The sequence below is a fragment of the Rhizobium sp. BT-226 genome (genome assembly GCF_025847085.2).
GTDB classification, from domain to species: domain Bacteria; phylum Pseudomonadota; class Alphaproteobacteria; order Rhizobiales; family Rhizobiaceae; genus Rhizobium; species Rhizobium sophorae.
On sequence record NZ_JAOYTI010000005.1, the window covers coordinates 432,650 to 454,755 of the forward strand.

20 protein-coding genes are annotated in these 22,106 nt (G+C 62.7%); 10 read left to right on the plus strand and 10 right to left on the minus strand.

All coding sequences use genetic code 11. The features are described from left to right. Positions 1-55: 55 nt before the first annotated feature. Genes OIU37_RS29080 through hutI form a run of 5 tightly spaced genes read right to left on the minus strand, consistent with a single transcriptional unit; the run spans position 56 to position 5,953 of the window. Positions 56-631 (minus strand): HutD family protein, encoded by a 576-nt coding sequence (locus OIU37_RS29080; RefSeq protein WP_264259407.1) that lies wholly within the window; start codon positions 629-631, stop codon positions 56-58. Positions 632-637: 6 nt separating this feature from the next. Further along, positions 638-2,311: a urocanate hydratase gene (hutU, locus tag OIU37_RS29085; protein ID WP_097625554.1), complete on the minus strand. Its 1,674-nt coding sequence runs from the start codon at positions 2,309-2,311 to the stop codon at positions 638-640. A 24-nt stretch (positions 2,312-2,335) separates the two neighbouring features. Continuing rightward, a complete protein-coding gene (hutG, locus tag OIU37_RS29090; protein ID WP_264259408.1) occupies positions 2,336-3,157 on the minus strand; it encodes an N-formylglutamate deformylase in 822 nt (273 codons plus the stop codon). Position 3,158: 1 nt separating this feature from the next. Continuing rightward, a complete protein-coding gene (hutH, locus tag OIU37_RS29095; protein WP_264259409.1) occupies positions 3,159-4,694 on the minus strand; it encodes a histidine ammonia-lyase in 1,536 nt (511 codons plus the stop codon). Continuing rightward, on the minus strand, positions 4,691-5,953 hold the full coding sequence (gene hutI, locus OIU37_RS29100; protein WP_264259410.1) for an imidazolonepropionase: 1,263 nt from the start codon (positions 5,951-5,953) through the stop codon (positions 4,691-4,693). Before hutI ends, hutH (OIU37_RS29095) begins: the two co-directional genes overlap by 4 nt. A 122-nt stretch (positions 5,954-6,075) precedes the next feature. Between hutI and OIU37_RS29105 the strand changes: the two genes are divergently transcribed. Then, a complete protein-coding gene (locus OIU37_RS29105) occupies positions 6,076-7,422 on the plus strand; it encodes a formimidoylglutamate deiminase (RefSeq protein ID WP_264259411.1) in 1,347 nt (448 codons plus the stop codon). 120 nt (positions 7,423-7,542) lie between these two features. Then, entirely contained in the window at positions 7,543-8,262 is a 720-nt protein-coding gene (gene hutC / locus OIU37_RS29110; protein ID WP_264259412.1) for a histidine utilization repressor, read from the plus strand. 354 nt (positions 8,263-8,616) lie between these two features. Here the strand turns inward: hutC (OIU37_RS29110) and hutC (OIU37_RS29115) are convergent, their stop codons facing one another. Continuing rightward, a complete protein-coding gene (gene hutC, locus OIU37_RS29115; RefSeq protein WP_180696919.1) occupies positions 8,617-9,372 on the minus strand; it encodes a histidine utilization repressor in 756 nt (251 codons plus the stop codon). 195 nt (positions 9,373-9,567) lie between these two features. Here hutC (OIU37_RS29115) and OIU37_RS29120 point away from each other — a divergent pair, with 195 nt between their 5' ends. The 5 genes from OIU37_RS29120 to hutH (OIU37_RS29140) all read left to right on the plus strand — a co-directional run bounded on the left by OIU37_RS29120 (position 9,568) and on the right by hutH (OIU37_RS29140) (position 14,358). Further along, positions 9,568-10,410 carry a transporter substrate-binding domain-containing protein gene (locus tag OIU37_RS29120; RefSeq protein ID WP_180696920.1) on the plus strand — a complete coding sequence of 281 codons (843 nt, stop codon included), beginning with the start codon at positions 9,568-9,570 and terminating at the stop codon, positions 10,408-10,410. A 218-nt stretch (positions 10,411-10,628) separates the two neighbouring features. After that, complete coding sequence (locus OIU37_RS29125) at positions 10,629-11,354, plus strand: ABC transporter permease (protein ID WP_180696921.1); 726 nt, start codon at positions 10,629-10,631, stop codon at positions 11,352-11,354. Between the two features lie 10 nt (positions 11,355-11,364). After that, a complete protein-coding gene (locus OIU37_RS29130; protein ID WP_180696922.1) occupies positions 11,365-12,069 on the plus strand; it encodes an ABC transporter permease in 705 nt (234 codons plus the stop codon). 28 nt (positions 12,070-12,097) lie between these two features. Continuing rightward, a complete protein-coding gene (locus OIU37_RS29135; protein WP_018448840.1) occupies positions 12,098-12,874 on the plus strand; it encodes an ABC transporter ATP-binding protein in 777 nt (258 codons plus the stop codon). Beyond that, on the plus strand, positions 12,871-14,358 hold the full coding sequence (gene hutH, locus OIU37_RS29140) for a histidine ammonia-lyase (RefSeq protein WP_182208470.1): 1,488 nt from the start codon (positions 12,871-12,873) through the stop codon (positions 14,356-14,358). The genes OIU37_RS29135 and hutH (OIU37_RS29140) overlap by 4 nt, the downstream gene beginning before the upstream one ends. 6 nt (positions 14,359-14,364) lie before the next feature. On the opposite strand, the gene OIU37_RS29145 is transcribed toward hutH (OIU37_RS29140), so the two are convergent. After that, the gene (locus OIU37_RS29145; protein WP_180696924.1) at positions 14,365-14,907 is read right to left on the minus strand and encodes a hypothetical protein; all 543 of its coding nucleotides are present in this window, start codon (positions 14,905-14,907) and stop codon (positions 14,365-14,367) included. 191 nt (positions 14,908-15,098) lie between these two features. On the opposite strand from OIU37_RS29145, the gene OIU37_RS29150 reads away from it, so the two are divergent. The 3 genes from OIU37_RS29150 to OIU37_RS29160 all read left to right on the plus strand — a co-directional run bounded on the left by OIU37_RS29150 (position 15,099) and on the right by OIU37_RS29160 (position 17,017). Beyond that, the gene (locus OIU37_RS29150; RefSeq protein WP_171605050.1) at positions 15,099-15,836 is read left to right on the plus strand and encodes a phosphatase PAP2 family protein; all 738 of its coding nucleotides are present in this window, start codon (positions 15,099-15,101) and stop codon (positions 15,834-15,836) included. A 207-nt stretch (positions 15,837-16,043) separates the two neighbouring features. Next, positions 16,044-16,796 carry a COG4280 domain-containing protein gene (locus tag OIU37_RS29155; protein ID WP_171605051.1) on the plus strand — a complete coding sequence of 251 codons (753 nt, stop codon included), beginning with the start codon at positions 16,044-16,046 and terminating at the stop codon, positions 16,794-16,796. After that, on the plus strand, positions 16,793-17,017 hold the full coding sequence (locus OIU37_RS29160) for a hypothetical protein (RefSeq protein ID WP_171605052.1): 225 nt from the start codon (positions 16,793-16,795) through the stop codon (positions 17,015-17,017). Before OIU37_RS29155 ends, OIU37_RS29160 begins: the two co-directional genes overlap by 4 nt. 73 nt (positions 17,018-17,090) lie before the next feature. On the opposite strand, the gene OIU37_RS29165 is transcribed toward OIU37_RS29160, so the two are convergent. The 3 genes from OIU37_RS29165 to OIU37_RS29175 all read right to left on the minus strand — a co-directional run bounded on the left by OIU37_RS29165 (position 17,091) and on the right by OIU37_RS29175 (position 22,096). Further along, on the minus strand, positions 17,091-18,611 hold the full coding sequence (locus tag OIU37_RS29165; RefSeq protein WP_264259413.1) for a mechanosensitive ion channel family protein: 1,521 nt from the start codon (positions 18,609-18,611) through the stop codon (positions 17,091-17,093). A 375-nt stretch (positions 18,612-18,986) separates the two neighbouring features. After that, entirely contained in the window at positions 18,987-21,548 is a 2,562-nt protein-coding gene (locus tag OIU37_RS29170; RefSeq protein ID WP_264259414.1) for an FAD-dependent oxidoreductase, read from the minus strand. Positions 21,549-21,856: 308 nt separating this feature from the next. Next, positions 21,857-22,096, minus strand: coding sequence for a hypothetical protein (locus tag OIU37_RS29175; RefSeq protein ID WP_168289155.1), 240 nt, complete (start codon positions 22,094-22,096; stop codon positions 21,857-21,859). Between the last annotated feature and the right edge of the window lie 10 nt (positions 22,097-22,106).

Genomic DNA, 22,106 nt, shown 5'->3' on the forward strand with positions numbered 1-22,106 from the left:
CTGATGCTCGACCAAATCATCGATTGTTTAATGTTTTCAATTTGTTGTTCGAAGATCAGCCTGTGGTGATCGAAGCGAGATAACATCTGGCTTCGCCATCGATTTCCAGCACAGTCGCGACCGCCTCCTCGATCAGCAGCGCATCGCCAGCCGCAAGCGCACCGGTCTCGCCGTCCCGCCGGAATGATAATGCGCCGCGATGGCAGAGGAACAGGCATGCCGAGGGCGACAGCGGCACGGTCTTGCTGCCATCGACGTCGATGCGGATCAGCGTATGGGCGAGCCCGTCACGGCGCGTCATCACGTTGAGGTCGGTGATCGCTCCGTCCTCGAGCCTGGCCGCGACGGGGATATCCGCCGGGAAGGCCAGCGGATCGCTTGCCGTTGTCAGCAGCACGGGCGTGCTGCCTGCCACATCGAGCACCATGCCGTTGCCATCTAGGATCGCCAGCGTGCGGTCGATGCCGGGAAAGATCGAAAACGGGCCATCCTCGGCGACCGTCGCCATGCTGATGCGCCAGTCGAAGTCGTTGATCGAAGCGCCGGGTGGAAAGACGGCGATCTCCACCGTCTCTCCCTTGCCGTTTTTCCAGGGCACGCGTTTGTGATCGCCGGCGCGCAGGATTTTCATCGGGGCTCAGTTCCCGAGAATGCCGGGCAGGCGCAGGCCCTTTTCTTTGGCGCAATCGATGGCGATCTCGTAACCGGCATCGGCGTGGCGCATGACGCCGGTCGCCGGGTCGTTCCAGAGCACGCGCTCGAGGCGTCTTGCGGCATCGTCCGTGCCATCGGCGCAAATGACCATGCCGGAGTGCTGCGAGAAGCCCATGCCGACGCCGCCGCCGTGATGCAGCGACACCCAGGTGGCGCCCGACGCCGTATTGAGCAGGGCATTGAGCAGCGGCCAGTCGGAGACGGCGTCGGAGCCGTCCTTCATCGCTTCGGTCTCGCGGTTTGGCGAGGCGACGGAGCCGGAATCGAGGTGATCGCGGCCGATGACGATCGGGGCGGAGAGTTCGCCTGTTCTCACCATTTCGTTGAAGGCGAGGCCGAGCTTGTGGCGGTCGCCCAAGCCCACCCAGCAGATGCGTGCCGGCAGGCCCTGGAAGGCGATGCGCTCCCTGGCCATGTCGAGCCAATGATGCAGGTGCTTGTTGTCCGGCAGCAGCTCCTTCACCTTGGCATCGGTCTTGTAGATATCCTCCGGGTCGCCGGAAAGGGCCGCCCAGCGGAAGGGGCCGATGCCGCGGCAAAACAGCGGGCGGATATAGGCCGGCACAAAACCCGGAAAGGCGAAGGCGTTTTCGAGGCCTTCGTCCTTGGCGACCTGGCGGATATTATTGCCGTAATCGAGTGTCGGAATACCGGCGTTCCAGAAGGCGATCATCGCTTCGACATGTTCGCGCATCGAGGCGCGGGCTGCTTTTTCCACAGCCTTCGGATCGCTTTCGCGCTTTGCCTTCCACTCACCCATCGTCCAGCCCTTCGGCAGATAGCCGTTGATCGGGTCGTGCGCCGAAGTCTGGTCGGTGACGATATCGGGGCGGATGCCGCGGCGGACCATCTCCGGCAGGATTTCGGCAGCATTGCCGAGCAGGCCGACGGACTTTGCCTCGCCGGCCTTGGTCCAGCGGTCGATCATCTCAAGTGCCTCGTCCAGCGTCTCGGCCTTGGCGTCGACATAGCGGGTGCGCAGGCGGAAATCGATCGAATCGGGATTGCATTCGACGGCCAGGCAGCAGGCGCCGGCCATGACGGCGGCGAGCGGCTGGGCGCCGCCCATGCCGCCGAGGCCGCCGGTCAGGATCCATTTGCCCTTGAGATTGCCGCCATAGTGCTGGCGGCCGGCCTCGACGAAGGTCTCGTAGGTGCCCTGCACGATGCCCTGCGTGCCGATATAGATCCACGAGCCGGCCGTCATCTGGCCGTACATGGCGAGGCCCTTCTTATCCAGCTCGTTGAAATGATCCCAGGTCGCCCAATGCGGTACGAGGTTGGAATTGGCGATCAGCACCCGCGGCGCATCCTTGTGGGTGCGGAACACGCCGACCGGCTTGCCGGATTGGACGACCAGTGTTTCTTCTTCCGTCAGCGTCTTCAGGGTCGCGACGATGCGGTCGAAATCCTCCCAGGTGCGGGCGGCGCGGCCGATGCCGCCATAGACCACGAGCTCGTTCGGGTTTTCGGCGACGTCAGGGTCGAGATTGTTCATCAGCATGCGCAGCGGCGCTTCGGTCATCCAGCTCTTGGCATTGAGATCGTTGCCGCGGGGCGCGCGGATTTCGCGGATATTGTGGCGTGGATTGTTCATGGCGGTTCCCCTGTCGAGAGATCGTTATCGTTTCAGGCCTGGTGCAATCTGTTCGATGCGCACCAGAATGTTTTTGAGATGAACGCGAAGTCTGTCTGCCTTGGCGGCGTCGTAGGCAAAGGGCGCCGCCTCGGTCTGGAGATGCGTCGATTGCGCGAGCTCCATCTGGATCGCGTGCACACCAGTGTCGGGCCGACCATAGTGGCGTGTCGTCCAGCCGCCCTTGAAGCGACCGTTGAGCACGCCGTCGTAACCTTCGGCGGCTTCGACGACGGTCAGCGTCGCCTGCTCGATGGCGCTGTCGCAGGTCTTGCCCATATCGGTGCCGATATTGAAATCCGGCAGTTTGCCTTCGAAGAGAAAGGGAATGTGCGAGCGGATCGAGTGGCAGTCGTAGAGGATTGCGACGCCGTGGATTGCCTTGACGCGTTCGATCTCGGCGGCAAGTGCTGCATGATAGGGGGCATGGAAGTCCCGCAGCCGCGCCGCGATGTCGGCCTCATTAGGTCCTTGCCCATTCTTCCAGATCGCCTTGCCGTCGAAATCCGTTTCCGGCACGAGGCCGGTGGTGTTCTGGCCGGGGTAGAGGCTGACGCCGGCCGGATCGCGGTTGGCGTCGATCACGTAGCGGTGGAAGGTGGCGCGCACGGTGGTGACACTGTCGAGCAGGCCCTCATAGAGCTCGTGGATGTGCCAGTCGGTGTCGGCCAGCATCCTGCCATTGTCGTTGAGGCGGTCGGCGATCTCAGGCGGCACCTCGGTGCCGGTATGGGGAAAGCCGAGGATGACGGGGGAGGTGCCTTGGCGAATTTCGCATGGGACGGAGACTTTTTCCTTGATCGTCATCTCAGCTCTCCAGAACCGGCAATATCCCAGATGAGACCGAGGCGTTCAGCGCGCCCGTCGCCACCAGCTCGGCGGCGGCGGCGAGGTCGTTTGCCATGTAGCGGTCGACGTCGAGGCTCGGAACTTTGGTGCGGATCGTGGCGATCGCCCCGCCGAGTTCCGGGCTGGTCGAAAGCGGCGCACGCAGTTCGACGCCTTGAGCGGCGGTCAGCGCCTCGATGCCGATGATGCCAAACAGGTTCTCGGTCATGCCAAGCAGCCGACGGGCGCCGTGGCAGGCCATCGAGACATGGTCTTCCTGGTTGGCCGAGGTCGGCGTCGAATCGACCGAGGCCGGGTGCGACATCTGCTTGTTCTCCGACATCAGCGCCGCCGAGGTGACCTCGGCGATCATCAGACCGGAGTTCAAGCCCGGCTTCTTGGCGAGGAAGGCCGGCAGGCCATAGGAGAGGGTCGGATCGACGAGCAGCGCGATGCGGCGCTGCGAAATCGCGCCGATCTCACAGATGGCGAGCGCGATCTGATCGGCGGCGAAAGCAACGGGTTCGGCGTGGAAATTGCCGCCGGAGACGACGGAATTGTCCGAGAGTACCAGCGGATTGTCGGTCACCGCATTGGCCTCGATCTCAAGGGTGCGGGCGACCGAACGCAGCAGATCGAGGCAGGCGCCGTCGACCTGCGGCTGGCAGCGAATGCAATAGGGATCCTGCACGCGCTCATCGCCCTCGATATGGCTCTGGCGAATGATGGAATTTTCGAGCAGCGCGCGAAGCGCCGCTGCTGTGTCGATCTGGCCCCTATGGCCACGCAATGTGTGAATATCCGGATGGAAGGGCGCGGAAGAGCCCATGGCGGCATCGGTGGACATGGCGCCGGTGATGAGCGCCGCCTGTGCGGCACGATGGGCGCGGAAGAGGCCGGCAAGTGCCAGCGCCGTCGAGGTCTGGGTGCCGTTGATGAGAGCCAAGCCCTCCTTGGCGGCGAGCACCACTGGTTTGAGGCCAGCTCTTTCGAGGGCTTCAGCGCCTGAGAGCCGTTCGCCGGCGAAAAAGGCTTCGGCCTCGCCCATCATCACCGCCGCCATATGGGCAAGGGGCGCAAGGTCGCCGGAGGCGCCGACGGAGCCCTTTTCCGGGATCAGCGGGATCACGCCTTTTTCCAGCATGCCTTCGATCAGCCGCACCAGTTTCAGACGCACACCGGAGGCGCCGCGACCGAGCGAAACCAGCTTCAGCGCCATGATCAGCCGCACGATATTGTCGGGCAGCGGCGCGCCGACGCCGCAGCAATGCGACAAGATGAGGTTGCGCTGCAAGGTGGTCACATCGGCGCTGTCGATCTTGATCGAGGCGAGTTTGCCGAAGCCGGTATTAATGCCGTAGACCGGCGCATTGCCGGCGGCGATCTCGGCGATGCGGGCAGCGGCCTTGGCGATCCCCGCATCGAAGGCGGGATCGAGCCTTGCCGGCTCACCGGTCCAGTAGATGGTTTCGAGATCCTTGAGCGAGACGTAGCCCGGGTGGAGCGTGATGGTCATCGGCCGTTCCTTTCGCCCTTGAAGACGCGTGCGTGAAGCGGGTTGAAGCCGATGCGGTAGACGAGCTCGGCGAGGTTTTCGATATTCCAGACGGCGAGATCAGCGGATTTGCCGGGTTCGAGCGTTCCCGTCTTGTCGAGCAGGCCGAGCGCGCGGGCGCCTTCGCGGGTGGCGCCGGCGATGCACTCCTCGACGGTGAGGCCGAAAAGTGTGGCCGACATGTTCATGGTGAGCAACATCGAGGTGAGCGGCGAGGTGCCAGGATTGCAATCGGTGGCGATCGCGATCGGCACGCCTGCCCGCCGCAGCGCCTCTACCGGCGGCTTCTGCTTTTCATGGATGGCGTAAAAGGCGCCGGGCAGGAGCACGGCGACGGTGCCGGCTGCGGCCATCGCCGCAACGCCATCTTCGTCGAGATATTCGAGGTGATCGGCTGAAAGTGCGCCATAGGATGCGGCGAGCCTGGCGCCGCCGAGATTGGAGAGCTGCTCGGCATGCAGCTTGACCGGCAGGCCGAGCGCTCTGGCCTTGTCGAAGACGCGGGCGATCTCGGCGGTCGAAAAAGCGATACCCTCGCAGAAGCCGTCGACGGCATCGGCAAGACCGAGGCCATGCATGTCGTCGAGACCGGGCAGGACGACATCATCGAGGTAATCGCCGTTGCGACCCTTATATTCCACCGGCGTCGCATGGGCGCCGAGATAGCTGGTGGCGACGCGGACCGGACGGATATGGCCGAGCAGGCGGGCGGACTGCAGCATCTTCACTTCACCGGTCCGGTTCAACCCGTAGCCGGATTTGATCTCGATCGTGGTGACACCTTCTGCAAGCAGCGTGTCGAGCCGCGGCAGAGCCTCGGCGACAAGCTCCTCGACCGACAGCGCATTGGTCGCCTTCACCGATGAGACGATGCCGCCGCCGGCGCGTGCGACCTCCTCATAAGTCGCGCCTGCCAGGCGCATTTCGAACTCGCGGGCGCGATTGCCGCCGTGAACGATATGGGTGTGGCAGTCGACGAGACCGGGCGTTACCCAGCGGCCTTCGAGATCGACGATGTCGGAATGTTCGATGGCCGATGCGGGCAGCTCGCTTTCGGCGCCGGCAAAGGCGATGCGGCCGTTTTCGATCAGCACAGCGCCCTTTTCGACGATGCCGAGCCCCGATTTCGTCGGCGCGAGCGTGGCGAGCCGCGCATTGCGCCACAGCGCCGGACGGGTGTCGGCAGGTAGGGCTTCCTCTGAAAAATTGTTCCCGGTCATCAGCTTTGCGCCTTTCCTTATGCCAAAACATGTATATACATAATCGGCAGGTGACAAGAGAAATTTTGTGCGCTTTTCTGGAAAAGAAAGATCGGACGCACGGCAAGAGGAGAGGGAAGGTCATGACCACACTTCACGCAGGCAGGGCGCTGACGCCGCAGGGCTGGCAGAAGGATGTGCGACTGACGCTTGAGGCCGGGCACATCGCGCGGGTCGAAATCGGCACTGCTCCCGAGCCCGGCGACGAACGCCACGCTCTCCTCGTTCCCGCCATGGCGAACCTGCACAGCCATGCCTTCCAGCGGGCGATGGCCGGTCTTGCGGAAGTGCGCGGCCCGGCAAATGACAGCTTCTGGAGCTGGCGCACGGTGATGTACAAGTTTGCGCTGGCGATGACGCCGGACCATGTTGAGGCGGTCGCGGCCAAGCTCTATGCAGAGATGCTTGAAGCCGGTTTTTCCCGCGTCGGCGAGTTCCACTATCTCCACCATGATAGAGATGGCAGCGCCTACGCCAACATCGCCGAGCTTGCCGAACGCATCGGCGCAGCGAGCGAAGAGACCGGCATCGGGCTGACGCTGCTGCCGGTCTTTTATGCCCATTCCGGCTTCGGCGGTGCTGCCCCCATCGACGGCCAGCGGCGTTTCATCAATTCGCTCGAAAGCTTCGAAAGGCTGATGGAGGGATGCCGGGCAGTGACCGGCCGGCTCGACGGCGCCGAGCTCGGGCTGGCGCCGCACAGCCTGCGCGCTGCAACACCCGACGAGCTCACAAGGCTCGTGCCGATGGCGGCGGACGGCCCCATCCATATCCATGTCGCCGAGCAGGTGAAGGAAGTCGAGGACTGTATCGCCTGGTCCAACGCGCGGCCGGTGCAATGGCTGCTCGATCATGCGCCTGTGGATGAGCGGTGGTGCCTGATCCATGCGACGCACATGACCGAGGACGAAACACGGCGGATGGCGAAAAGCGGCGCGATCGCCGGCCTCTGCCCGATCACCGAAGCCAATCTCGGTGATGGCGCCTTTGCCGCACCGCTCTTTCTCGAAGAGGGCGGGCGTTACGGCATCGGCTCGGATTCGAACGTGCTGATCTCCGTGCCGGAGGAACTGCGCCAGCTCGAATATTCGCAGCGCCTGGCGCTTCGCGCCCGCAACGTCATCGCAGCACCCGGCGGTTCGACGGCGCTTTCGCTGTTCAGCCAAGCACTTGCCGGCGGCGGTGCCGCACTCAAAGCGCCGGCCGGGCTCGTCGAGGGCCATTCCGCCGATATCGTCTCACTCGACACCGAAGCCGTTCCCTATCTCTCCGGCGACCAGATCCTGGATCATTGGGTGTTTGCAGGCGGCGTCGCCGTCGATTGTGTCTGGGCGCATGGCCGCAAGCAAGTGGAGGGCGGACGCCATCTCAGGCGCGATGCTATCGACCGGCGTTTCCTGGCGGTCATGGGCGAGCTGCTGGCCGCCTGAAAAAGAGCTTTTCCTGTCCGGACATTCAAATTAGAGCAATTCCAGCAAAAGTGTGTAACGGTTTGCGTCCGGGATTGCGTAAAAACAAAGAGATAGCGGGAGACCAATCGGAACGTGGCGATGAACCAAAGCAGGGATCTCACCTTGCATCAGCGCATCCTCAGCGACATCGAGGGCCGTATCGTCTCGGGCGATTGGCCGCCGGGGCACCGCATTCCCTTCGAGGTCGATCTCGCCACGCAGTATGACTGCTCGCGCATGACGGTGAACAAGGTGCTGACCCAGCTTGCCAAGGCTGGCCTTATCGAGCGCCGCAAGAAGTCCGGCAGCTTCGTGACCCAGCCGCAGGCGCAATCGGCCATTCTCGAAATCCACGACATCAAGGCCGAGGTGCAGTCGCTGAACCTGCCCTATTCCTACGCGGTTTCGAAGAAGACGAGCCGCAAGGCCAAGGCGGACGACAGCCGCCGGCTGGAACTGCCCGTGGCGTCTTCGGTCGTCGAGGTCGTCTGCATCCACAATGCCGGCGCGCGGCCCTTTTGCCTGGAGGAGCGGCTGATCAGCCTTGCGACGGTTCCTGAAGCCGCCGATGCCGATTTCCTGATGATGGCGCCGGGTCCGTGGCTGCTCAACCAGGTGCCGTGGAGCACGGCCGAACACCGGATCCATGCCGTCTCAGCTGGTGCCGAGCTGGCCGTGGCTCTCGATATACCACGCAATACCGCCTGCCTCGTGGTCGAACGCCGCACCTGGAGCAATGCCGGCCCAGTGACGCATGTGCGCTTCACCTATCCGGGCGATCGTCACGCGCTGGTGGCGCGTTTCACGCCGGCATCGTGATAAGTGCCCGATCCAACCGGCCGGTGCCCCGGTGACGAACCTGCTGGATCTCAAAATCCCGCCCATGGCTGGCTATCGGAACTGCTCGGCATGAGGGTCGCCGGCTGTGTCATCCTCCGCTATTCGATCGCAGACTCGGCCCACGCCTTGTCCATGCGTTCTCGCCTCCTTTTAAAAAGGTCGCCTCCGCCCGTTTTCACAGGCCGTTATAAGTCTCTGCCAAAACCTTATAATGGGACCGCCTGATGCTATGGGCGGTTTCCTCAGCCGAGCAATGCGAGCCTCTGCTGATCACAACCTCACTCCTGGCGGTGTCGTAGCCTGGAAGTCCCATATACAACATCGCGGGTGTTTTCATTCCTCGAACAGCTTGCCGCTGCGCGCTTCCAGCCGGTAGCGGTGGCCGGGATAGACGAGACGGGCGGTCGAGACTACCTGCTTTGCCGACCATGTGCGCCGGCGGATCGTCAGGCACGGCTCGGTCTTCATGATGGTCAAGAGCTTGCATTCCCAGGCCTGCGGCATTGCCGCCTCGACGACGTGCTCGGAGCCGCTAAGCGGGGCTGCGGCCGTCAGATAGGCGTTCGGTGTCAGCGTCGAAAAATCCTGAGCGAGATATTCTGGGGCGGCTTCCGGATGGACGAAGCGGTCCTCGATCTGCACGGGAACGCCGTTTTCGCTGTGGACGATCAGCGAGTGGAAAACCGCAGCGCCGATTGGCAATTCGAGCGCGTCGGCAACCTCGGGAGAGGCGGTTTCCTGGGCGAGAACGACGACGGAGGCCTCATGGACATGGCCGCGTTCGGCGATTTCCTCGGCGATGTTGCGGACTTCGAACAGTGCCGAATAGCCCTTGCGCTCGGCGACGAAGGAGCCGACGCCCTGGATGCGGATGAGTTCGCCCTCGTTGGCGAGTTCGCGCAGCGCCCGGTTGGCGGTCATCTTGCTGACGCCGAGTTCGACGACCAGCTCGTTTTCCGAGGGCACGCGGTATTTCGGCGGCCACTCGCCGCTCTGGATGCGGTCGAGGATCACCTGCTTGACGCCGGCATAGAGCGGCGTGCTGTCATTTTCCGCCAGTTCGCGCTTCATCTCGCCGGGACGTTTCATTGCCTATTCCTTTTGCACGAATGGAATTCGCCACATAATTCGACTTTCCCTCTTGCATATCACAAAATATCTCATATGGTACCATATACAACCTCCCAATCAGTCCTTTAAGAAAAAAGGACAAGAAAGGGCAAACCGGCGAAGATCGGTCGTGGTGCCGCAAGGTCTGTTTCAACTCCAGAGGAGAATTCACAAATGAAATTCAGCGCAATCCTGCTTTGTGGCGTGGCGGCTTTTTCCGCCTTCGCCGCGCCTGCCTTTTCCAAGGACTGGACGAAGGCGACTATTACTCTCGAAGGCGCCTATGCGCCCTGGAACCTCACCAATGCCGACGGCACGCTCGGCGGCTTCGAGCCGGAACTCGCCAAGGTGCTGTGCGAGCGCGCCAAGATCGAATGCACGCTGGTTGCCTCCGACTGGGACGGCATGATCCCGGCGCTCAACGCCGGCAAGTTCGACGTTATCATGGATGCGCTATCGATTACCGAAGAGCGCAAGAAGATCATCGACTTCACCATTCCCTATGCCGCCACGCCCGCCGCCTTCGCCGCCGCCAAGGACAGCCCGCTGGCGAACGCCGCCGGCACCGGCGCCACGATCAAGATGACGCCCGGCCAGACCGGCGTGAAGGAGATCGACGCGCTGAAGGAAGTCTTCAAGGGCAAGACGATCGGCATCCAGGCGGCCACCGTCTACGCCAAGTTCGTCTATGACAATTTCGGCGACATCGCCGAGATCCGGGAATACAAGACCGGCGCCGATCGCGACCTCGACCTGCAGAACGGCCGTATCGACCTCGGCTTCGACGACGCCGTCTATTTCGCCAACGCGTTCAAGGCCGCCAACGACACGCTCGCCTTCACCGGCCCAGAGATCGCCGGCTCGATCTGGGGCGAGGGTGAAGGTCTCGGCCTGCGCAAGGCCGATACTGATCTGCGCGACAAGTTTAATGTAGCGATCAAGTCCGCACTCGCCGACGGCACGGTCAAGACCCTGTCGATGAAGTGGTTCAAGATGGACGTCAGCCCGCAGCAGTAAGCGTTTCGGCCTTTCGGCCGCAAACGCCTGTCTCCGGCTTTATCGCCGGAGATAGCATGCTAGAACAGGAAGATTTTAGGCCGGGTCGGCCTAAAATCTGAATCCTGTTCTAATTTTCAGAGTTAGAGCATGATGTCGTCCGAAAACCGCTGACACTTTTCGGCATCATGCTCTGGTGTCAATCCGCAAAACACTGCCACGGACGGGGAACGGACGCTATGGCAAGCTTGGAACTGCTCGGCTTCGGCTCGACCGGATGGGGCGCGCTGCTCATTGCCGCAGCCTTGATGACGCTGGCCGTCACGGCCACGGCGCTGGCGATCGGCGCGGTGCTCGGCGCGATCGTCGCGGCGGCGAAACTCTCCGGCAATCTTGTCCTCGTCGCGCTCGGCAACGTCTATACGACCGTGTTTCGCGGCGTGCCCGAGCTGCTGATCATCTATCTCATCTATTTCGGCGGCTCCTCGGCCGTCACCTCGATCGGCCAGGCGATGGGTTACGAGGGCTTCCTTGGTCTGCCTTCCTTCCTCGCGGGTGCGCTTGCCGTCGGCATCATCTCCGGCTCGTACCAGGCGGAAGTTTTCCGCGGCGCCTTCCTCGCCATCTCCAAGGGCGAGCTCGAAGCCGCCTCGGCGATCGGCATGCATCGCGGCCTGCGCTTTCGACGCATCATCATGCCGCAGGTGCTTCGCCTCGCCATTCCAGGTCTCGGCAATGTCTGGCAGCTCAGTCTCAAGGATTCGGCGCTGGTCTCCGTCACCGGCCTTGCCGAACTGATGCGCACCAGCCAGGTGGCGGCGGGCTCGACCCGGCAATATTTCCTGTTCTTCATCGCCGGCGGCTGCCTCTATCTGATCCTGACCAGCCTTTCGGACCGCATCTTCAACGGAGCCGAACGCCGCGCCAACCGCAGCATGCCGGCATCCGCCATGGGCAAGGCGTAAGGAGGCGACAATGGATTTCACCTTCATCGCCTCGACCATGGTCACCCTGCTCAAGGCCGTACCGACGACGCTCATCCTGTTTTCGCTGTCGATCATCACAGGTGGCCTGCTGGCGCTCGTCATCGTCTGGATGCGGACCAGCGGCAACCCGGTGCTTTCTAGCTTTGCCAAGGGTTACATCTTCATCTTCCGCGGCTCGCCGCTGCTGATCCAGATGTTCCTGGTGTTTTACGGCCTCGGCCAGTTCGGCGTCATCCGCTACTCTTTCCTCTGGCCGTTCCTGCGTGAGCCGATGGTCTGCGCCGTGCTGTCGCTGGCGCTCTGCACCGCCGGCTACACGGCGGAGATCTTCCGTGGCGGCATTCGCGCCGTCTCGCCGAAGGAGATCGAGGCGGCGCGCTCGATCGGCATGTCCGGCTTCCTGCTGGTCCGCCGCATCCTGGCGCCGATCGCCTTCCGCCACGCATTGCCGGCCTATTCCACCGAGATCGTGCTGATGATGAAGTCGACGGCGCTCGCAAGCCTCGTCACCGTCTGGGAGGTCACCGGCGTCGCCCAGCGGCTGATCTCGCAGACCTACCGCACGATGGAAGTCTTTCTCTGTGCGGCGATCATCTATCTCGTCCTCAACTTCATCATCCTGCAGGGCATGGCTCTGCTCGAATATTCGCTCTCCCGACACCGCCGCGCGGCCCCGCAGGCGCTGAAGGCGTAAGCGGCTTTTTGACCCGATTGGAGCACTCATGCCAGGCGTAACCCGACTATCGGTCCGCAATATCCGCAAGAGCTTCGGTACGCACGAGGTCTTGCGCGGCATTTCCCTCGATGCGGAAGACGGCGACGTGATTTCGCTGCTCGGCGCCTCCGGCTCCGGCAAGTCGACCTTTCTGCGCTGCATCAACATGCTGGAAACCGCCAGCGACGGCGAGATCTGGGTCGACGGCGAGGAGATCCGCATGGTTCACAAGGGCGGGCGGAGCAAGCCGGCCAGCCAGAAGCAGGTGGACCATATCCGCTCCGAACTCGGCATGGTGTTCCAGTCCTTCAATCTCTGGTCCCATATGACGATCCTGCAGAACGTCATCGAGGGCCCGATCCATGTGCTGAAGCGGCCGCGCGCCGACTGCATCGCCGAGGCTGAAGCGCTGCTCGAAAAGGTCGGCATCGCTGATAAGCGCCACGCCTATCCCGCCCATCTCTCCGGCGGCCAGCAGCAGCGCGCCGCAATCGCCCGCGCGCTGGCGATGAAGCCGAAGGTGATGCTCTTCGACGAGCCGACTTCGGCGCTCGATCCGGAGCTTGTCGGCGAGGTGCTGCGCGTCATGCGCGCGCTTGCCGAGGAGGGCATGACTATGCTCGTCGTCACCCATGAGATGAGCTTTGCCCGCAACGTCTCGAACCGCGTGGTCTTCATGCGCGAAGGGCTGATCGAAAGCAGCGGCAAGCCGGACGAGATGTTTACCGGCGGCGCGACACCCGCTTTCCGCCAGTTCATCGGTCATTTCGGAAGCGGTCAATGACGATCACCATCGATGCCGTGCTCACGTGGCGCGATGTTGCGCGCGTCGGGGCAGGGGAAGCACTTGCGCTGTCGCCCGCCGCCTCAGCGCGCGTCGAGCAGGCAAGCCGCATCGTTGCGCGCATCGTCGAGACCGGGGTGCGCGCCTATGGCGTCAATACCGGCGTCGGGGCGCTGGCCGATACCGTGGTCGATCGTGCCTCGCAGAGCCTGTTGTCGCGCAGCATCGTTCTCAGCCATGCCTGCGGCGTCGGGCCATTGCTGGCTGCCCGCGAGGTACGCGCCATCATTGCGGCTGAGATTGCCAATTTCGCCCATGGCCATTCCGGCGTGCGACGCGAGATCGTCGAGCATCTTGCGGCCATGCTGGAACATGATTGCATTCCCGACGTGCCGTCCAAGGGCTCTGCCGGTTATCTCGTCCACAATGCCCATATTGCGCTTGTTCTGATCGGCGAAGGCAGCGCTCACCTGGGCGGCCGGCGCATGAGTGGCCGCGAAGCGCTGGCCGCCATCGGCCTCGAACCGCTGGTGCTCGGCGCCAAGGAGGGCTTGAGCCTTGTCAACGGCACGGCCTGCGCCACCGGCCTGACCGCTGTCGCGCTTTCGCGCGCCGAACGGCTGCTCGACTGGGCCGATGCGATCGCAGCGCTGACGTTGGAAGCGGCGGGCTGCCAGATCGCCGCCTTCGACGCGGCCGTGCTGGCGCTGCGCCCATCGGCGGGAATAGAGAAAGTCGGAGCGACGCTGCGCGCCCGGCTCCAGGGCAGCGGCCTTGTCGCCGCCGCCTTCGGCCGGCGTACGCAGGATGCGCTCAGCCTTCGTTCGGTTCCGCATGCGCATGGCGCCGCCCGCGATGTCTTCGACAATTCCGCTCGCGTCGTCGATCAGGAACTTGCTTCGGTGACGGACAATCCGGCTGTTTCAGGCACGCCGGAACAGCCGATCGTCTCCTCCGAGGCCCATGCCGTTGCCCCGGCGCTCGGGCAAGCGGCCGATAGCCTGGCGATTGCGCTCGCACAGATCGGCGCCATCAGCGAACGGCGCATGGACCGGCTCGTCAATCCGCTGGTCAGCGGCCTGCCGCCCTTCCTCGCCAGCGACGCTGGCAGCCATTCCGGCTTCATGATTGCCCAATATACTGCCGCCGCGCTCAGCAACGAGAACCGTCGCCTTGCCGCACCCGCGGCCATGGATGGCGGGCTGACCTCCGGCCTGCAGGAAGATTTCCTCGCACACCCGACGGCCGCCGCCGGCAAGCTGCTCGCCGTCATCGATAATGCCGAATATATCCTGGCGATCGAACTGATGGCCGCTGCCCAGGCACATGATTTCCTGGCGGCGACGGCGGCGCGGGCGGCGGGCACGAATCTTGTCTATCAAGCCGTGCGGGAACATGTTTCCCATTATGATGACGAACGGCCGCTCAACGGCGATATCGAGGCTGTCCGCAGCCTGATCCGCGAGACTGCGCCGCCGCTATAATCGGCCTCAGAACGGCTGTGTTTCGGAATTCTGCTTTGGCTTTTCGCCGGCCTCGAGACGTTTGAGGCACAGGACGAAGGTCGGGTAGAGCTGCTCCACCCGCGAGAGCGGCAGCGTCCAGTCGCCTTCGTCACCGGCAAAGGTGATCTGCACGTCAGGCATTCCGGCAAAGGAATTCTTGATGATCTTCTTCAGTCCGGCGCTCCCCTTGCTGGCAGGACCCCAGAGGCGAAGCGTGTTCTTGTCGAAGAAATCGGCCGCGATTACTTTCGTCGCCGCACGGTCGGTCAGCGTCACCTCGGTCTTGGTGCCGGCCGGAATGTCCCATGTGGTCTTTGCGACCAGCCAGAACGTCTCGGTCGCGCTCTGGCGGAATTCCATGGTCTTGCCGATCTCGCTGTCCCACACCAGACGGCAATAGGGATGCGGGCTCTCATTGGCGAAACCGACCGACCATTGTCTCGCGCCACCGATCCATTCGGTCTCGCCGAAGGCTGAGACCGGCTGCAGCGCGGCTGCCATCAGAACCATTACTGTCGGAATTTTCATCGCGAAACCATCTCCAACGCAATAGGCTCCAGCGATAGCAAAAGAAGGTTGAGCTTTTGCTACCGAGCGCGCCCATATCAGCCGGCGGCCACCATCGGGAATGCTCTTGAATGCCGTAAGGTCTTGAAACCTCGCTTCGCATTGCCAATCTGGCGGGGACCGACATGAGAAACGGGAGTTCGACGGCAGGCATGACTGAGGTTCAACGACAAGGTTTTCTGACAAGGCTTACCGCCTATGAACCGCTGACGCTGATTACGCTCGCGTCAATCGCGGGCGGACTGTTCGTGCTCCAGCGGCTGACCAGCGAAGTCCTGGAAGGGGAGACCTTTCGCTTCGACGAGGTGATTCTGCTGGCGTTGAGACGTGCGGACGATCTTGCCGTGCCGATCGGCCCCGGCTGGCTGACGCATGCCGTCGACGATATCACCGCCCTCGGCGGCATCACCGTCCTCTCGCTGCTGACGGCTCTGATCACCATCTATCTTCTGTTCGACCGGCGCTGGCCGATCGCCATCTTCGTCTTTTCCTCGGTGCTGACCGGCTGGCTGGCGAGCGCGACACTGAAGATCCTTGTCGCCCGGCCGCGTCCCGATATCGTGCCGCATCTGGTCGAAGTGAGCGATCTCAGCTTTCCCAGCGGACATGCCATGGTCTCGGCGGTGACCTACTTGACGCTAGGGGCGCTCGTGGCGCGAACGCAGCGTTATCCCTCGACGCGGATCTTCGTGATGGGCGCCGGCGTCTTCCTTGCCGTCATCGTCGGTTTGAGCCGAATCTATCTCGGGGTCCATTACCCCACGGACGTCTTAGCCGGATGGTGCGCCGGCGCACTCTGGGCACTTGGCTGCTGGCTGATCTCGAAACGGTTCGTTCCAAGCCGCGCGCCAGATGGTGCCGCCGAGGCTGGAAACGGCGACAGCAGATAGCTCTCCCAAGTCTCGTCCATGGCGTGACGGCGGAGAGATAGGGGATGCCGATCAGGGCCGATCCGCTTCCAGATTTTCAATCTCATGCTTCAATGCCCTTCATGCACAATCTTTAGCAGCGCACGCCTTTTCCCCTTCATGCAGCTGTTGCACAGTGTTGCGGCATCAACTGGACCTTGATCTCCGTCGGTATAATGGACAAAAACCATGGCAACTCTGACAACGATCACCTCGACGGTTACGGCCGCATTTCTCGGCTCCTTCGTCGAGGTCGTCGAAGCCTTCACCATCATCCTCGCCGTCGGCGTCACGCAAAGCTGGCGTCCGGCCTTCATCGGCACTGGTCTGGCGCTCGGCGTTCTGGCCATCCTTGTGCTGGCGCTCGGTCCATTGCTCCACCTCATTCCGGTCGAGCTGATGCAGTTCGTCATCGGAACGCTGCTCGTTCTCTTCGGCCTGCGCTGGTTGCGCAAGGCGATCCTCAGGGCTTCGGGCATCATCGCGCTGCACGACGAGGACAAGGCCTTTGCGGCCGAGACGGATAGTCTGAGGCGCCAATCCTCAGAGCGCCGCGCGAATTTACTGGCGGGCATTGCGGCCTTCAAGGCCGTGCTGCTCGAGGGGATCGAAGTGGTGTTCATCGTTATCGCCACCGGCGCCGGACATGGCATGATCGGCTATGCCAGCCTTGGGGCCGCCGCGGCTTGCCTGCTGGTGCTGATCATCGGCCTCTTCGTCCACAAACCGCTCTCGGCGGTTCCGGAGAACAGCCTCAAATTCGTCGTCGGGCTGCTGCTCAGCGCCTTCGGCATATTCTGGGTCGGCGAGGGCATCGGCGCCGAGTGGCCGGGCGCCGACCTTTCGCTCCTGGCGATCCTTGCCGTGCTCGCCGTCTTTTCTTTCGCCGCAGTCCGGATGCTGCGGCAGTATTTCAACGCCAATGCCGAGGTCGCCGCATGACGAATATTCTCAAACTCGTGTTCAGGGAATTCTTCGGCATGTTCATCGACGACGGCGCGCTGGCGCTGGCGGCGCTGCTATTGATCGCCCTTGTCGGCGTGCTGGTAAAATTCGCCCATGCCGACGCGCTGCTCGCCGCCGCCCTGCTTCTCCTCGGCTGCCTGCTGATCCTCGCCGAGAGCGTGGCGCGCGCGGCGCGGAGGAAGTTTCAGCGGAAATAGTCCGGAGCATGTGATGCCGAAAAGTGTGAAGCGGGTTTCGAACGACATCATGCATTTCTTTGATTTAGGGCAGCTATTGCGGCACCTGGAACAGGTGGCGGATGCGCGTCACCAGCGAGCTCACCGAGCGGCCGTGCAACGTGGCGCCTTCGGCCGCGAAAGAGTGCTGGCCGGTCTCGATACGGCGTAAGAGGGTGGCGGCAAGCTCTTCGGCGATGCCGGGCCGGTCGTGCAGCAGCGGCGTCAGGCTTGCCTGGGCGATCTCGTAGACGACGACGAAGGTCAGCGCCCGCAGGCTGGCGGCTTCGCCGACGCCGATCAGCAGTCCGCTTTCGCCGAAATAATCGCCCGGCGCCAGCCGGCCGAGTTCGATTTCCTTATGGCCTTCCTGCCGTGTCGCGACGAGGGCGCCGCTGCGCACGATCATCAGCGATGCGACCGTATCGCCCTGCTCGATGAGGATGGAATCCTTTTTGTAGGTCCGCCGGGTCATGGAGGCAGCCAGCGTTTCCTTCTCGTCCTCGGTCAGCGAGGAAAACAACGGGATGGCGTCGAGAAGCTTGAGCGGCGTCGGCCGGTGCGGCTTCACCACCTCTTCCGGCTGCAACTGGTCGGGCGGTGGGCCAGCGGCGTCGAGCGGCCGTGCCAAGGTGAGGCCGGCAGCCTTGATATGGCGGTAGATGAGATCGAAAATCTCGTTCTTCGCCGGCCCCGTCTGGCCGATATCCTTGACGCGGAAGGAGAGTTCCAGCTCCACTGCATCTGATGTCAGCGATTTGATCTGCACGCCGGGTTTCGGCTCAGTCAGGATCGAGCCGCTGCTCAAGAGCACGGCGCGCATGACGTCGATGATCGCCGATGGCCCGATCGTCGGCACGACGCGGACCGTCAGCGTTGCCCCGTGACTGCGGTCGGGACTGCTGAGGTTGGTCAGCCCGACCTTGGCCAGAAAACTATTGGGCAGGACGACGAGGTCGTTCGAGCCGTTCAGCAGATGGGTGGAGCGCCAGTTGGTTTCGACGACACGACCCTCGACGCCGTCATTCAGCACGATCCAGTCGCCGATCGTATAGGGACGGCCGAGGTTGAGCGCGATGCCGGAAAAGACGTCGCTCAGGGTGCTTTGCATCGCCAGGCCGAGGATGATGGCAAAGACGCCCGATGTGGCGATCAGCGTGCCGACGGGAAAGCTGAAGACATAAGCGACCACCGAGAGGATCGCGCCGAGATAGATCAGGCCGATGACCAGATCCTGAACGAGGCGACCTTCGCGCGGTTGGCGTTCGAAGATCAGGAAGACGCGGACGAAGGCGATTAGCGCCCAGGCGGCATTGATCCACCAGACCACCTTGGCAAGGGCGATGAAGACGCGTTCGAAGGTCGAAGCCGTCGCCGGCCCGACTTCGTAGGGTACGATGTCGTGATAGAGCAGCAGGACGGTCAGCGCCGCGAAGAAAAACACTTGGCCTGCGAGCTTCCAGCTCGGGAAGGGCCGAAGCGCTATGCGCGTGATGATCGCACCGACCACGGCCAACGTCCCGGCCTGGACGACAGGATCAGCAAGCACTCCGGACCATGTGGGATTATCAAGCATAGACTGTCCACTCGCCAGAGCATGATGCTGGAAAGTGTGAGCGGTTTTCGGACAGCATCATGCCTCACTCTCGAATTCTAATGATGGCTCCGCCGCATCCTGACTTCCAATCCGACTGCGAGGCAACCGCAAAATAGCGCCAGCATCCAGAGCGTCGGAAGCGGACAGCTGACGGATCCGGGTCACCAGCGACCATCCGAGCCGCCGTTCAGCGTGGCGCTGACGATCAACCTCATGTTTGTGGCGCCCCATCCTTGCGGCGTCACAAGTTCTGGAGCGCTTACAGCGCCGCGCATCTTTTAAGACACGCGGCGCTGTAACACTTTCAATCCTCGCACGTTTCCGGAAATCGACTCCGATTTCGGGCCGATGTGCTCAGGTGCGCGGCTTCAGATTTTCTGGGTCATAGATCGGCTTGTACCCGACGCCGACAACCTCGACCGGATAAGTCTCGGCGAAATACTCGACATTCAGCCTGCGTCCGACCTGGCAATGCGACCAGGGCAGATAGGCCAAGGCGATGTTCTTTCCGACCGTTGGGCCGTAGGCGACCGAGGTCGTGTAGGACCGACGGCCAAGCTCGTCGACCAGGACCTCTCCCGTGGCGGGATCGACAACCGGCATGTTGCCGACGGGATAACGCTTCACGCCTGATATGTCGGTGTTCTCGGTCATCACAAGCGTGCAGAGCATGGCCGGCTGGTGCTCGCGCGCCTTGTATTCCAGATGTTTTGCCTTGCCGCGGAAATCGGCTTCCTTGACCTTCGGACGGGCGAGATCGGCTTCGATCAGGTTGTACTGGGTCAGCAGGTCGGCGTTCTGCAGGCGTAGGCTCTTCTCCATGCGGCGCGAGTTTGCATAGGTTTCGACGCCGAAGGCCATCACACCGGTCGCGCGGAGTGCATCCCAGACGGCGAGGCCGTCTTCGTACTTCATGTGCAGTTCCCAGCCCTGCTCGCCGACATAGGAGATGCGGAAGGCGGTGACGGGCTTACCGGCGATTTCGATCGGCTTGATCGCCGCAAAGGCGAAGTTTTCCTGATCGAGGCCGGCCGGATCGGCGACAGCCTTCTTCAGCGTGTCGCGCGCGTTCGGACCCCAGATGCCGATCGTCACGAATTTTTCCGAGACGTCGGTGATGGTCACGTCAAGGCCGCGGTCTTCGGCGACGCGCTTCATATAGTGCAGGTCGCGCGGGCCGGCATCGGCGCCGTTGACGAGACGGCACCGGTCGGCCATGCGGAAGACGGTGAAGTCAGCGCGGACCATGCCTTCGTCGTCGAGGAAGTGGGTGTAAATGCCCTTGCCGATGTTTGCATCGCCGCCGATCTTGGCGGCGCACAGCCATTCCATCAGCTCGACATGGTCCGGTCCCTCGATATCGACCATGTGGAAGTGGCTGAGATTGACGATGCCGCAATCCTCGCTCATCGCCAGATGCTCGGCATTCGACACGCGCCAGAAATGGCGGCTGTCCCATTCATTCTCGCGAAGCGGGACGCGGTCGGCGTATTTCTCCAGAAGGTGCTCGTTGGCGGCGTAGCCGTGTGCACGCTCCCAGCCGCCAAGTTCCATGAAGTAACCGCCTAGCTCCTTTTCGCGCTCGTAGAAGGGCGAGCGTTTGGCGTTGCGGCCGGATGCATAGGGTTCGCGGGTGTGAACGGCCGGGAAGTAGATCTTCTGGGCGGCTTCGTAGCAGCGGCCCTCGATGAACTCTTCGGTCAACTGATGCGGATAGAAGCGGGCGTAGTCGATGCTGTTGTGATCGATTTCAGTGCGGCCATCGGTCATCCAGTCGGCGATCAGCTTGCCATAGCCCGGGCCGTCCTTGACCCAGATGGCAACGCAATACCAGAGACCGCGCACCTTCTGGCTCTCGCCGCAGGATGCGCCGCCGCCGGCGGAAACCTGCAACAGGCCGTTGAAGGAATGACCCTCGTTATAGCCGAGTTCACCGAGGATCGGCGTCAGTTCCATGGCGCGCTCGAGCGGCTCGATGATCTGTTCCATCTCGAGGTCACGCTGGGAGGGCGAAAGGCGGGCTTCGTGTTTTTCAAGGAGCTCGCGCGGATGGCACATGCGCGGATTGGCGGCTTCGTAATAGCCCCACTCAATCTGGCCGCCCTCCGTCGTCGCCGGGTCGCCGGTATCGCGCATATAGGCGGAGTTGCCCTGGTCGCGCAGCAGCGGGAAGCCGATTTCCTTGCCGGTGCCTTCAAACTCGTTATAGGGGCCGAAGAAGGTGAGCGGGTGGTCGACCGGCATGACCGGCAGGTCTTCGCCGACCATCTCCGCGATCAGGCGCCCCCAGAGGCCGGCACAGACGATGACGTGGTCGGCTATGATCGTGCCGCGATGGGTGACGACGCCCTTGATGCGGCCGCCTTCGACGATCAGCGACTTGGCCGGCGTGTTGCCGAACACCTTGAGCTTGCCGGCCTGTTCGGCGGCATCGACCAGTTTGCCGGCAACGGTCTGCGAGCGCGGAATGACCAGGCCGGCATCTGGATCGTAAAGGCCGCCCATCACCTGATCTTCCTCGATCAGCGGGAATTTCTCCTTGATCTCGGAAGGGCTGACATAATGGGCGCGCGTGCCGAAAGCGCGTGCCGAGGAAAGCTTGCGCTTGATTTCCTCCATCCAGGTATCGTCGCCGGTGCGCGCCACTTCAAGGCCGCCGATGCGCGCGTAGTGGCCCATCTTCTCGTAGAAATCGATCGAATATTGCGTGGTCCAGACCGACAGATAGTCGTGGCTCGTGGTGTAACAGAAGTCCGAGGCATGGGCTGTCGAGCCGATATCGGTCGGTATGCCCGACTTATCGATGCCGACGATATCGTCCCATCCGCGCTCGACGAGATGATGCGCGATGGAGGCGCCGACGATACCGCCGAGCCCGATGATGACGACCTTTGCCTTTTCGGGAAATGCTGCCACGTGCTGTTCCTTCTGCTTCCGCACGAATTGAATTATTTAGCCGCGCTTGACTTACGCTTCGCGCGTCAGATGCAGGAGCCATGTCAGCCTGGTAAAGGTGTCACATTTGCCGAAGCTGCGGAACCCCTAGACCTTTCCGCATGGAAGCTGCGATGGGCTATTATGCACAAGGCTCATGATCGTCATTGGTCCTACGCCGCCGAGTCCCGGCGTAATTGCGTCAGCCCGGATCGAACGGTTAGCCAAAGCGGCGACGACCGGATATGGGCAGGCGTTTGCATTGGCTCGTCCGCCCGCACGCCCCGGGATCACGGCGCTGCAATCGCTGCAAGTCGGTCGATGTCGGCCAGCACGATGTCTTCGGAAACAGGTTCGCGATTGTGCAGCCGGAACCATTCGGCAGCTTCGCGCACGCGGTCACCATGCGGCGGCGGATAGGCGCCAAGTCCGAGAACCCATTCCCGCACGGTCTCGCGTTCCATCCGACCGGCCCGGTATCGATCGCAGACGGTTTTTGCTGATGCGACCAGATCATTGATGCTCTTCACCGGATATCCT